General features: G+C 43.8%; 11 protein-coding genes and 1 tRNA gene. 6 read left to right on the top strand and 6 right to left on the bottom strand.

Annotation, left to right across the window (positions count from 1 at the left end; genetic code table 11):
* Window positions 1–219 precede the first annotated feature (219 nt).
* Together ACFSRY_RS20005 and rlmB are read left to right on the top strand one after the other, a co-directional pair.
* Window positions 220–1,335, top strand: a complete 1,116-nt coding sequence (locus ACFSRY_RS20005; RefSeq protein WP_377512447.1) for a GWxTD domain-containing protein — start codon at window positions 220–222, stop codon at window positions 1,333–1,335.
* Entirely contained in the window at window positions 1,308–2,150 is an 843-nt protein-coding gene (rlmB, locus tag ACFSRY_RS20000; RefSeq protein WP_377512444.1) for a 23S rRNA (guanosine(2251)-2'-O)-methyltransferase RlmB, read from the top strand. The genes ACFSRY_RS20005 and rlmB overlap by 28 nt, the downstream gene beginning before the upstream one ends.
* Before the next feature lie 96 nt (window positions 2,151–2,246).
* Here rlmB and ACFSRY_RS19995 read toward each other — a convergent pair whose 3' ends face one another.
* Together ACFSRY_RS19995 and ACFSRY_RS19990 are read right to left on the bottom strand one after the other, a co-directional pair.
* Window positions 2,247–3,323: a mannose-1-phosphate guanylyltransferase gene (locus ACFSRY_RS19995; protein WP_377512441.1), complete on the bottom strand. Its 1,077-nt coding sequence runs from the start codon at window positions 3,321–3,323 to the stop codon at window positions 2,247–2,249.
* A 2-nt stretch (window positions 3,324–3,325) separates the two neighbouring features.
* A complete protein-coding gene (locus tag ACFSRY_RS19990) occupies window positions 3,326–4,297 on the bottom strand; it encodes a KpsF/GutQ family sugar-phosphate isomerase (RefSeq protein WP_377512438.1) in 972 nt (323 codons plus the stop codon).
* Between the two features lie 65 nt (window positions 4,298–4,362).
* Here ACFSRY_RS19990 and recQ point away from each other — a divergent pair, with 65 nt between their 5' ends.
* Window positions 4,363–6,543, top strand: a complete 2,181-nt coding sequence (gene recQ / locus ACFSRY_RS19985) for a DNA helicase RecQ (RefSeq protein WP_377512434.1) — start codon at window positions 4,363–4,365, stop codon at window positions 6,541–6,543.
* A 195-nt stretch (window positions 6,544–6,738) separates the two neighbouring features.
* Window positions 6,739–8,028, top strand: coding sequence for a phosphoribosylamine--glycine ligase (purD, locus tag ACFSRY_RS19980; protein WP_377512431.1), 1,290 nt, complete (start codon window positions 6,739–6,741; stop codon window positions 8,026–8,028).
* 80 nt (window positions 8,029–8,108) lie between these two features.
* On the opposite strand, the gene ACFSRY_RS19975 is transcribed toward purD, so the two are convergent.
* From ACFSRY_RS19975 to ACFSRY_RS19965, 3 genes are all read right to left on the bottom strand, one after another.
* Window positions 8,109–8,522: a BrxA/BrxB family bacilliredoxin gene (locus ACFSRY_RS19975; RefSeq protein ID WP_377512428.1), complete on the bottom strand. Its 414-nt coding sequence runs from the start codon at window positions 8,520–8,522 to the stop codon at window positions 8,109–8,111.
* A gap of 620 nt (window positions 8,523–9,142) precedes the next feature.
* Window positions 9,143–9,216, bottom strand: a tRNA-Arg gene (locus ACFSRY_RS19970).
* Window positions 9,217–9,273: 57 nt separating this feature from the next.
* Entirely contained in the window at window positions 9,274–10,005 is a 732-nt protein-coding gene (locus tag ACFSRY_RS19965; RefSeq protein ID WP_377512425.1) for a TVP38/TMEM64 family protein, read from the bottom strand.
* Window positions 10,006–10,257: 252 nt separating this feature from the next.
* On the opposite strand from ACFSRY_RS19965, the gene ACFSRY_RS19960 reads away from it, so the two are divergent.
* Both ACFSRY_RS19960 and ACFSRY_RS19955 read left to right on the top strand, forming a co-directional pair.
* The gene (locus tag ACFSRY_RS19960) at window positions 10,258–11,397 is read left to right on the top strand and encodes a cystathionine gamma-synthase (protein ID WP_377512422.1); all 1,140 of its coding nucleotides are present in this window, start codon (window positions 10,258–10,260) and stop codon (window positions 11,395–11,397) included.
* 155 nt (window positions 11,398–11,552) lie between these two features.
* Entirely contained in the window at window positions 11,553–12,074 is a 522-nt protein-coding gene (locus ACFSRY_RS19955; protein WP_377512419.1) for a DUF6141 family protein, read from the top strand.
* A 49-nt stretch (window positions 12,075–12,123) separates the two neighbouring features.
* Here ACFSRY_RS19955 and ACFSRY_RS19950 read toward each other — a convergent pair.
* Window positions 12,124–12,746, bottom strand: a 623-nt coding sequence (locus tag ACFSRY_RS19950) for an IS3 family transposase (protein ID WP_377512416.1), incomplete at its 5' end; no start/stop codon positions are given.

The following is a 12,746-nucleotide window of genomic DNA, read 5'->3' as shown; positions in this document are numbered from 1 at the left end:
ACAAAAAGTAGCAATCCACAGTAATAAAAGCCGAGTCGCCTTCATGCGACTCGGCTTTTGTTCTTTGGGCCTTTAGATCCTTTGCTGTAGATGATGCGACTCCTTACAAACCTTGCTCCTTTATGTTTACTTTGTCTCCTACTTCTCTCCGCTTGCGGAACTCCTGCCGCGTCAAGGTTGCAACCTGTCGTTGTTCGGCCTGTGGCTCCGGAAATATCTATGAAGCATGCCTTTTATGTGGCTCAGGATAGCCTGCACTTTTTGCTAAAGTTCGAAGATGGCCATGAGGTCCTGGATATGCTTCGGTCTGCTACCTCGCTGGAATATTTTGTAAAGACAGGTTACCAGGATAGAGATCAGGTACTGACGAGCGATTCATTGATGAAGCCTGGAAGAAGATTAACAGACGTTGAGGGGCAGTTGTACATGAGCTTTTCCATTCCAGCTAACTATGTACAGGAGCCTAATGTGCTGCATCTACGGCTTTGGTATGCTTTAGTGGGCCAGAAAAGAGTGGCGGAGCGATTTACGATTCCACTTGACCCTAATATGTTGAACAAAAACTACCTGCTCGTACAAGCGGGAAGCAGTCAGCCTCTATTGGATAATTATATTAGCACATCAGAAAAGTTAGTAGTTCAGGTTTATAATGATACTGCGCGGCAAGTAGAGGTGCAGTATTTTGATACAAGCTTTTCACCGGCTCTTCCTCCTATGTCTTCAAAACAGGAGGAGCTGGAAAGGAATTTATCCCTCACCAATACCAGCTCTTATACCGCAGGCGATACAATTACATTTGATAAGGAAGGCTTTTATTTGTTTGAACCAGAATCCGAGTTTTCTAAGGGAGTGTTAGTGAAAAAGTGGGCATATCCGCAGGTTACTATGGCCGATGAGCTTTTAAAGCCTCTCATTTATATTACTACCTCCTCAGAGCGGGAGGCATTATTTAATGCTTCTAATGTTAAGGAAGCAGTTGATAACTTCTGGCTGAATGTAGGAGAGAGTAAGGGTGCAGCACGTGAGTTGATCAGATCTTTCTACGGACGTGTTGAAACAGCTAACAAACTGTTCACCTCTTACAAGCCTGGCTGGGCAACAGACCGCGGGATGATCTACATTATTTATGGTAAGCCAACCAGTATAAGCCATGTGGGTAAAACAGAAACATGGCTTTACCGCGAATCCGAAGTTAGCCCCTACGTTAAATTCGTTTTTAATAAAAAAGAAAATAACTTTACTGAAAATCATTATGAGCTGGTCAGGCTTCGTGAGTACGAAGATAACTGGTACAGTACAGTCGCAAAATGGAGAGCAGGAATAACAGAAATGTAGGCAGCCGTTACGGAAGCCCCAGAACACCTAAAGAAGATAAATTAGAAATGATTTTCGGTTCACGCCCAATTCTGGAGGCGATGTTGGCTGGAAAGACACTGGAAAAGATATTTCTGCAGAGGGGAGCACGGAACCCAACTACTGATGAGATCATGGCTGAGGCTAAAAGACACGATGTGCCGGTAGCCTCAGTGCCTATAGAAAAGCTGAACAAACTTACCCGCAAGAACCACCAGGGGGCAGTAGCTTTTATATCTCCGATTACCTATTCACCACTGGATGAAATAGTAACATCACTTTTTGAGCAAGGCAAAAATCCGCTGCTTTTGATTCTGGACAGAGTTACTGACGTGCGAAACTTTGGATCTATTGCACGCAATGCAGAATGTATGGGAGTTGATGCTATTATTATTCCTAGCAGAGGTGGTGCCCAGATAAATGCCGATGCGATGAAAACATCTGCAGGAGCACTTAATTTAGTGCCTGTTTGTCGTGAGCCAAACCTGAAAGATACCATAGACTACTTGAAAGACTATGGCGTGCAGGTAATAGCCTGTACGGAAAAGACAGAACACAACTTAACTGACTTTGCCGTTGACTTTGTTGGTCCTACAGCTATTATTATGGGAAGCGAGGAAGACGGGATTTCCCCAGAGTACATCAAGAGAGCAGATGTTAGGCTAAGAATTCCATTGATGGGGCAGATAGGATCTTTAAATGTATCAGTTGCAACAGGTATTGTACTTTATGAAGCCATGAGCCAGCGTCTGAAAGACAGTGGTTATTCCAGCTTGGGAAGCTTAGAGCCACGATAGCCTGGAAGAGTTTAAACAGAAAGAGGAGGTGCTGAATTCAGCACCTCCTCTTTCTGTTTAAGGCTGGTATACCAGCACTTTATGGTAAGCTAAGGCTTATATGTATTCCGGTCCTTTTTTAGATTTGGCATCAGCCATAAACTCCTTAACCTTCTGCTCCTCGCTCTTCTTGCAGATCATTAGTACGTTATCATACTCCGCTACAATATAGTCTTCCAAGCCTTGCAGCACCACCAGGCGTTCTTTAGGAGTTTTTACAATACAGTCTTTGGTGTCATAAAGCATTACCTGGCCGTCTATAACGTTACCGTTATCATCTTTGTCGTTAATGGTATAAAGTGAGTTCCAGGTTCCAAGGTCTGACCAACCGATATCAGCTAACAACACATATACATTATCCACTTTCTCCATTATACCATAGTCAATGGATACGTTGCGGCAGTGGGAATAGGCCCTGGTGATGAAGTTCTGCTCAGAGGGGGTATTCAGGGAAGAAGCTCCTTCTTCAAATATCTCTGATATTTCCGGAAGTTGCTGGCGGAAGGCGTTAAGAATGCTTTTTACACTCCAGATAAAGATACCTGAGTTCCATACAAAGTCACCACTCTCCAGGAACATCTGTGCCAGCTCCAGGTTTGGCTTCTCTGTAAATGTTTTTACCTTCTTAATATGTTGCGCCTCGTCGTTAATATACTGGATGTAACCATACCCGGTATCTGGTCTGCTTGGAGTTATGCCAAGTGTGATCAGTACATCATCTTTATCAGCAGCCGCTACAGCTTCCTGTATAACCTCAGTAAACACTTCCTGCTTCAGCACTACATGGTCTGATGGAGTTACCACTAAATTAGCATCAGGATTTAGCTGCGCAATCTTATAGGAGGCATAGGCAATGCAAGGTGCCGTGTTGCGCCCGATTGGCTCAAGTAGAATCTGGTTGTCATCTAAAAAAGGCAGCTGCTGTTTTACCAGCTCCTTATAGTCTTTATTCGTGACTATATATATATTTTCGGGAGGGCAGATGTTTTCAAAGCGTTTTGCTGTCATTTGCAGCATGCTTTCGCCGATACCCAGCACATCGTGGAACTGCTTTGGGTAATTTGTACGGCTAAATGGCCAAAAGCGGCTTCCGATGCCACCGGCCATTATCACCACATAAGTATTTTTATCCATTCTTATATAAGTCCTTCTTTGAGTAGGTCATGCAGGTGCACGAACCCTTCAAAGTTACCGGAATTTGTGACAATTAATTGGGTTATACTTTTATCCTGCATTATAGCAAGTGCCTCAGCTGCATACTGGTCCGGCTCTACCGTTAGAGGGGAAGGAGTCATGATATCGCTGGCAACTAGCTTCTCCGTATTCTCATACTTATTCAACATTCGTCTCAGGTCACCATCAGTGATAATACCGATCAACTCCTTAGTGCCATCTTTAACAACAGCAGTCGCACCTAACCGCTTCGAGGAAATTTCAATAATAATCTCCTTTAACGAAGCGTTCGCATTAACGTTAGGCATTTGATTCTGTGGGTATATATCACTAACTTTCAGGTAAAGACGTTTGCCAAGGGAGCCGCCCGGGTGCAGGCGCGCAAAATCGGAGCTACTAAAGCCGCGAGCTTCTAAAAGACTAACTGCCAGGGCATCGCCTAAGGCAAGCGCTGCAGTAGTACTGGTAGTAGGTGCCAGGTTATGCGGACATGCTTCGCGTTCTACATTTGCATTTAGAATGTAATCAGCACTCTGCGCAAGGTAAGAGTCAGTGCTTGAAACCATGGCAGCAAGCTTGGAACCTTTGCGCTTAAGCAAGGGAACCAGGACCTTGATTTCAGGTGTGTTACCACTTTTAGAGATACAGATCACAAAATCATCAGGCTGAATCATACCAAGGTCACCATGAATGGCATCGGCAGCATGCATGAAAATAGCGGGAGTTCCTGTTGAGTTGAGGGTAGCAACGATCTTGGTGGCAATGTTGGCGCTTTTGCCAATACCGGTTACAACTACACGCCCTTGAATGTTTAAGATTGCTTCGACGCAATTCTCAAAACCTTCGTCGATAAAATCTGCCAGTCTGGCGATTGACTCGGCTTCAGCCAGCAATACTTTTTTTGCTGTAAGGGCTATATTATTAATAAGATTCAAAGTAAATTTGTATAAAGTACCCCGCAAAGGTACGTGCAAATAGATTAAAATTTCTGCAAGATTACATGTCAGTACAACAAGAGGTAAATCTCAAGAACAAATTAAAGGAAGTTTTTGGGTATAGTCAATTCAGGGGAAATCAGGAGCTGATAATAAACAACATTATCAACGGGAAGAATACCTTTGTGATTATGCCTACAGGCGCCGGCAAGTCGTTGTGTTACCAACTTCCTGCTTTATCCTTACCAGGCACAGCCATCGTTATTTCACCGCTGATTGCCCTCATGAAGAACCAGGTGGATCAGCTGAACGCTTTCGGCGTGAATGCTCATTTTCTGAATTCAACACTTTCTAAATCAGAGATAAATAAAGTTAAAAAAGAAACACTGGCTGGTGAGGTAAAGCTTTTGTATGTGGCTCCTGAGTCGCTTACAAAAGAGGAGACAGTTGAATTTCTTCGCAGTTCCAATATTTCTTTTGTCGCTATAGACGAAGCACACTGTATCTCGGAGTGGGGACACGATTTCCGTCCGGAGTACCGTCGCATCCGGGGTATTATCGATCAGATAGGTAATCTGCCGATTATTGCACTTACTGCAACAGCAACTCCTAAGGTACAGCTGGATATACAGCGTAACCTGCAGATGGATGAAGCTTCGGTGTTCAAATCATCCTTTAACCGCACCAACTTATACTATGAGGTACGGCCAAAGCACAACACAAAGAAGCAGCTCATCCAGTATGTCAAGAAGAACAAAGGCAAGAGTGGGATCGTGTATTGCCTGAGCCGCAAAAAGGTAGAGGAGATTGCAGAATTGCTGCGTGTGAACGATGTGAAAGCTTTGCCTTATCACGCAGGTCTGGACTCAAGCGTGCGCATGGCCAATCAGGATGCATTTCTGAATGAGGAAGCTGATGTGATTGTGGCCACGATTGCTTTTGGTATGGGGATAGACAAGCCGGATGTTCGCTTTGTTATCCACTACGACACACCTAAGTCCATAGAAGGCTACTACCAGGAAACTGGACGTGCCGGGCGTGATGGGATGGAAGGGAATTGCGTGATGTACTACAGCTATGACGACATTGTTAAGCTGGAGAAATTTAATAAAGACAAGCCAGTTACAGAACGTGATAACTCCAAGCTTTTACTTCAGGAGATGGCCGCTTACGCAGACTCAGCAGTTTGTCGTAGGAAGCAGTTGCTGCATTACTTCGGTGAAGCATATGAGAAGGACTGCGGGTTCTGTGATAACTGTCTGCACCCCAAAGAGCGTTTTGAGGCTGCTAAAGAAGTGCAGCTTGCTCTTAAAGCCGTAGAGCAGACAGGAAATCGTTTTGGTATTGATCATATCACAGCAGTGCTAACTGGTTTGCGCAACCAGTACGTTACAAGCTACGATCATGATAAACTGGATGTATTTGGTGCTGGTAAGGAGCAAGATGCACAGTTCTGGAGCTCTGTGTTGCGCCAGGTGTTACTATCTGAGTACCTGGAGAAAGATATCGAGAACTTTGGTGTGGTAAAGCTTACTCAAAAAGGCCGTGATTTTATTTTTAATCCACAGGCTATTCAGCTTACCAAAGATCATAACTATGAACAGGAAGTGAAGGAGGATGAGGAGAAGGAAGGAAGCCAAGCTGCTGCTGGACATGATGAGGTTTTATTTGACCTGCTGAAAAGCCTGCGTAAGAAGCTGGCAAAGGAAAAAGGTTTACCACCTTACGTTCTTTTCCAGGATCCTTCTTTGAAGGAGATGGCCACTGTTTACCCGACTACAAAAGAAGACCTGGCGCACATTGCCGGTGTAGGTATGGGTAAGGTGCAGAAATTCGGTAAGCCATTCTTAGACCTGATCACAAAGTATGTGGATGAAAACGATATCGTTACGGCTGCGGATGTGGTTGTAAAGACTACTGTTAACAAGTCTAAGATAAAGATTTATATCATTCAGCAGGTCGATAAGAAAGTAGAACTGGAGGAGATTGCTTCTGCTAAAGGCCTTACCATGCCAGAACTTATTGAAGAAATAGAGCATATCTGCTACTCAGGAACAAAGCTGAACCTAAATTACTACATCAACAGTATTCTGGATGAGGAGCGCCAGGAAGAAATCTATGACTACTTTATGAATGCCAGCACTGATAATATAGGAGAGGCACTTAAAGAGCTTGGTACAGATGATTTTTCGGAAGAGGATTTACGCCTGATGCGTATTAAGTTCCTGTCGGAATATGCTAATTAACTTTGAATAAAACCTGTTTGACAGCAATGCATTAAATAAGAGACCGCCACACAAACTGTGGTGGTCTTTCTTTTTTCATGAAGTTTAAATCTTGTCCTGTGCTGTTTGAGCAAGTATAAATTTATAACTTCGCAGCACCGCGCTTTGTATAACAACAAAGCGTAAAACTAACAACCAGCAAATAACAATTAGAACATGAACGTACTGATTATAGGATCTGGTGCCCGTGAGCACGCCATTGCCTGGAAATTGAGCCAGAGTGAATACTGCGATAAAATTTTTGTTGCACCCGGAAACGCTGGTACCTCTGAATTCCACACTAATGCAAGCATCGACATTCATGATTTTAATGAGCTGGCTAAGTTTGCCACAGATTTTAACATCATGATGATTGTGGTGGGACAGGAGAATGCTCTTGTAGAAGGCATACATGATTTCTTTCAGGAGAGTGAGTACCTGAAGCATATACTGGTTGTAGGACCTAAAAAAGCCGGAGCTATGCTGGAGGGAAGCAAAGACTTTTGTAAGAACTTCCTTCAGAAGTATAGTATTCCTACAGCACGTTACCAGACCTTTACAGAAGACACATACCGTAATGCTGTGGAGTATTTGAAAAACCACACGTATCCGGTGGTTTTAAAGGCTGATGGTTTGGCGGCAGGTAAAGGTGTGATAATTGCCCAGGATTTTGAAGAAGCAATTGATGCGCTGGAGAATATGCTGCGGCACAGAAGGTTTGGAAAAGCCAGTAGCAAAGTTGTGATAGAGGAATACCTGGTGGGTATTGAAGTATCCGTATTTATACTGACTGATGGTAAAGACTATGTGCTTTTACCGGAGGCAAAAGATTACAAGCGTATTGGAGAAGGTGATACAGGTTTGAATACAGGTGGTATGGGAGCTGTATCACCTGTGCCTTTTGTAAACGAGGCTTTCATGCAGAAAGTAAAAGAGCGCGTAATAGAGCCAACGCTGCGCGGAATGCAGGAAGAAAAACTCGAGTATACAGGCTTCCTGTTCATAGGGCTTATTAGCGTAAATGGTGAGCCTTATGTGATCGAGTATAATGTGCGTTTAGGAGATCCGGAGACGGAGGCAATACTTCCCCGCATTAAATCAGATATTTTTGAGATGTTCAGAGCACTGCATGATCATACGCTTGGGGAGTACAAGCTGGAAATTGATCCCCGTACTGCAGCAACTGTATTCTTAGTGTCTGGAGGATATCCGGAAGGTTTCGAAAAGGGCAAAGAGATTACTGGCCTTGAGAATGTGCCATCTGATGTGTTAGTGTTTCATGCCGGAACCAAGCTGCTGAATGATAAACTGGTAAGCAACGGGGGGCGTGTTATAGCAGTAACTGCTCTGGCAGATACCATGGATGAAGCCTTGGCCAAAGCAAATGCAGCAGCAGAAGCTATTAACTGGCAAGACCGCAACTATCGCCGTGATATAGGCTTTGACCTAAAGGGCATGCATGCGTAATCGGGTGAAAATATTTGTATAAAACAGCAGCGGCCGGTAATTTATTACCGGCCGCTGCTGTTTCAGGAAACACAGTTGCTTTAGCAATATGCCTCAAAAGCTCCTTTTAAGTTATCTACAATACGGTGAAGATCATTACCCTCTATGTGATAACGCTCTATCATATGTACCAGCTCTCCGTCTTTGAACAAAGCAATAGAAGGTGAAGATGGCGGATATGGCAACATATGCTCCCGTGCTTTTGCAACGGCATCTTGTTCCATGCCAGCAAATACTGTTACCAGTTTAGATGGTTTCTTGTCAGAAGCAGAGACAGCCATTTTAAGAGCAGGGCGAGCTTTAGATGCAGCGCAGCCACAAACAGAGTTTACAGCTAAAAGAACAGTGCCTTCGGTCTTGATTGCCTGTTCTACTTCTTCAGCCGACATTAACTGCTCAAAACCAGATGATGTAAGGTCCTCACGAATTGGAGCAACCATATATTCAGGATACATTCCCATTGTTAATCAGAGTTATAGGTAAAAAGTATAATGCAAATTTAACAATTTCTTACCAATTAACAGAGGCATATAAGCCTGGTTTGCAGGATTTGCCTATGTGTATATCAGAAATAAAGGTTAACTAATAAAGAATAGAATTGTTTTTGAAACTCATTATTAGTGGTAAATGATTGGTTAATAGGGTGGTACAGGTATTATGGCTATTTCTGAACAGCTTTGCCAGACCTGTTTCTATGCTTCATCATAAAAATGACTTGGCCTGCGCGCGCTATTACTGTTTACCTACACGCCACGGAAGTAAGGCAAAGATCCTAGGAGTGCTTAACAGCCGGCCCAAACTAGTAGATGTTCTCACGCTAGAAGAAGATCTGATCCTGGATCCGTTTTATACTCTTGCTATGACAGTTAAAGAAGACCAGGATTATAAATCCTCTGAAAGTGGGCAGAATTTAATAATTGACAAAAGTTGCTGGCTAACTATGAGAAGTTTGGTGTAGGAACGGAGGAAATGGCTGTCCTTTCCAGTTTAAAGTACAAGTTCTCTACTTCTGAGGACTTAGTAGTCTAAGGAGGTAATTAAAAAGCCTCTTAGATTTCTCTAAGAGGCTTTTAAGTGGTCGCGAAGGGAGTCGAACCCCTAACCTTCTGATTCGTAGTCAGATGCTCTATCCAGTTGAGCTACGTGACCGTTTTCCCGTTATTATGGTGCAAAGTAACGGCGTTTTTTGTTTATACGCAAGCCATTTCAAAAATTTTCCTCATTTTTTACTGTCGCTTTTCGCAGTGCTTTCTTCAGGGCACGGTCAAAAACAAAGTACAAACCTGCTATTGAAATGACTATCAAGGAGATCATAACTAAGCGTCCGCTGGTGCCGCTGTCAGGATCTTGTAATAAATTAAGTATGTCGTTTGCCTGAGTACCAATCCAGAAAAAGAAAAGAGTCCGCGGTAGCATTCCAACAATGCTTGCCAGGAAAAACTTTCTCTTGTCAATCTGCATCAGCGATAGGACAAAATTCATCAATGCAAAAGGGAGTACTGGTGAAATCCGTGTAAGTATAATCAAGCTCCAACTCTGGTTTCGTAACTCCTGCATCAGAACACGTGCTTTCTCAAACCGATTCAGGAAGCTCATCATTTTACCATGGTCAATTAACTGAGCAATGCTATAGCCTATAAGAGCTGCAACGCCGTAAGCAACAACAATACCCGGAAAGCCGCTCCAACTAAGGTAGAAACCACTTACCAGTGCCACAAAGGTGGTAGGGGTAAGGGCAAGGGCCATGGTAAAGGATATTAGTATAAAGAACAGCAGCATTTCTAGCCAGGACATTGCCAAGAGCAGTCCCTGATTGTTGTAGAGTACTACTGCCAAAGTTGAACTTACTACCACAGGCACTACCACAAGCAGCAGCATCGAAACAAAGGTTGAAGCATTTTCCCGTATAAAGTTTCGCAATGCGGCAATTCGTTTCATAGAGTGGTTGTGTATTAGTTGTGTTTAATGTGGTGGTTTTAGAAGCTTCTGAATCAGTAGCCAAGTTACAACAATATGATAAAGGACATGTTGAGTCACTCATCAATAGACGAAATACCAGTAGCAAAAGGTTTTAAAAGTACAGATAAGGAATATGTAATTAAAAGTGGGTTGAGCACGCTCTTATTCTTTCTTTTTGCTTAATTTTTATAATTTGTAATAAAACGGTCATTCTTAAAATATACTTTGAATATGAAATTTGGAACAAAGGCAATACACGCTGGCGTGGAGCCAGACCCAACCACAGGCGCTATTATGACCCCTATCTACCAGACATCAACCTATGTACAGAAGTCTCCGGGTGATCATAAAGGGTACGAGTATTCCCGTACGCACAATCCGACCCGAACACAGCTTCAAAATGCTCTTGCTGCACTGGAGAATGGCAAGCACGGACTTTGCTTTGCTTCCGGTATGGCTGCCGTTGATGCAATTATCAAAATGCTGAAGCCAGGAGATGAGGTAATATCAACAAATGACCTGTACGGAGGCAGCTACCGTATATTTACTAAGATTTTCCAGAACTATGGCATTAAGTTTCACTTTACGAACATGCAGGATCTGGATAATGTGGAGAAGCTCATCAATAGGAACACGAAAATGATTTGGGCGGAAACCCCTACAAACCCATTGCTTAATATCATTGATATAAAAGGTTATGCCGCGATGACCAAGAAGCACGACCTGCTCTTAGTAGCTGACAATACCTTTGCTACCCCGTACCTGCAAACACCTTTAGACATGGGAGCTGACATAGTGATGCACTCTCTAACAAAGTATATGGGAGGGCACTCTGACGTAGTGATGGGTGCCGTAGTTGTAAAGGACGATGAACTGGCTGACAAATTAGCTTTTATCCAAAACTCATGCGGAGGTACGCCAGGGCCACAGGATTGCTTCCTGGTGCTGAGAGGCCTTAAAACACTGCACCTGCGTATGGAGCGCCACTGCCAGAATGGTAGAAAAGTTGCAGAGTACCTGAAGAATCACCCAAAAGTAGGTAAAGTATTCTGGCCTGGATTTGAGGAGCATGCAAATCATGCTATCGCGAAAGAGCAGATGCGCGATTTTGGCGGTATGGTTTCTTTCGAGTTGAAAGGTGATAAAGTGGAGGACGCTACACGTGTTCTGGAGAAGCTGAAGTTATTTGCACTAGCTGAATCACTGGGTGGGGTAGAGTCGCTTTGCGGTCACCCTGCTACAATGACACATGCTAGTATTCCTAGTGCAGAGCGTTTGAAAGCAGGTCTCAGTGATTCCCTGATACGTTTAAGTGTGGGCGTAGAGGATGCTGAAGATTTATTGGCTGATCTTGAGCAGGCAATCGGTTAACCAGAATTATCACACCTTGAATAGAAGAACTGCTTGCTGTGTTAGCAAACAGTTCTTCTATTTTACACTAATTTAAAGGCTGTAGCAAATTCATCCACGAAGAGTTCTTCCCCTATTCTAAAATCACGTGTCTTACCTGATGCATCGGCAAATACATGGCAGATCAAAGGATTCTGATTTATAAAGAGCAGCAGCGGTTTAAACAGTTTTGGCTCTGGATAATTTTGCTTTTAGCGGCTGGTATTTTTTGGGCGGGTTTCATTTACCAGGTATTGTTAGGTGGAAAGTTTGGGAATAACCCTACATCTGATGTGCAACTAACCATATTGTTTGCGTTGATGGGAATTGCCTTGCCCTATTTCTTTTACAGGATGAAGCTGGTAATTGAGGTGCAACCCGGGGAGTTAAGGGTACGGCTGTGGCCCTTTCATATGCAGCCTGTTACTATTCCTTTACATTTGGTCAGAAGCTTTGAAAGCATAACCTATAATCCCATCAGAGATTATGGAGGATGGGGAATACGCTGGGGTTTTAAAGGAAAGGCTTACAATATGTCTGGTAATAAAGGTGTGCTGCTTTTCTTCTACAATAAGAAACCTCTTCTTATCGGTTCTCAAAATCCGAGAGAGCTTTTTGAGGCAATCAAGTTAGCCAAAGATCTTAAACCTGATTTATAAAAGTGTCTCGTCCTGAAATAAGTTGACGGATTTTAGACGAAATTACTCTTTAAACTGAGACCTCCAATGCGTTTGTGTTGGAGGTTTTCTTTTTCCACTGTTTTATTTCCAGTTCCTGCTGTCGGTGCATCTGCTCCGGTGTCAGGTAATGGCACGAGAGGTGGGGCCTGAGGGTGTTGTAGATGCCCACTGACTCTGCGATCACCTGCACAGCCTCCAGGTGGTGGGCAAAGCCCCGCTCCAGGTCAAACTCATCCTTCAGAATGCCGTTCACGCGCTCTGCCACCGCATTCTGGTAAGGGTCATGTTTTTCGGTCATGCTCGGCTTTATCTGCGCCTTTTTTAGCAGTTGCTGGTACTCCTGCGCGCAGTACTGCAGCCCCCGGTCCGAGTGGTGGATCAACCTGTCGCCATACTTCTTTTTACCGATGGCCATCTTCAGCGCCTGCGCAGGTCCTTCTGCGCGCAGGTCCCCGGAGAGGTGGTAGCCCATGATCTTTTTGGAGTAGGCATCGGTCACCAGCGAGAGGTAGCTATGGCCTTCTCTGGTGGGAGTATAAGTAATATCTGCCACCCATACCTGCTCAGGGTGCTCAATGCGGAGCCCCTCCACCAGGTTCCTGTGCTTTTTCATCCAGTGTTTTGAGTTAGTGGTGTTATGATAGCTTTTCT

It is taken from the genome of Pontibacter locisalis (assembly GCF_042684605.1).
GTDB classification, from domain to species: Bacteria; Bacteroidota; Bacteroidia; order Cytophagales; family Hymenobacteraceae; genus Pontibacter; species Pontibacter locisalis.
The sequence above is the reverse complement of the archived record's forward strand: the minus strand, read 5'-3'. Positions and strand labels throughout refer to the sequence as shown.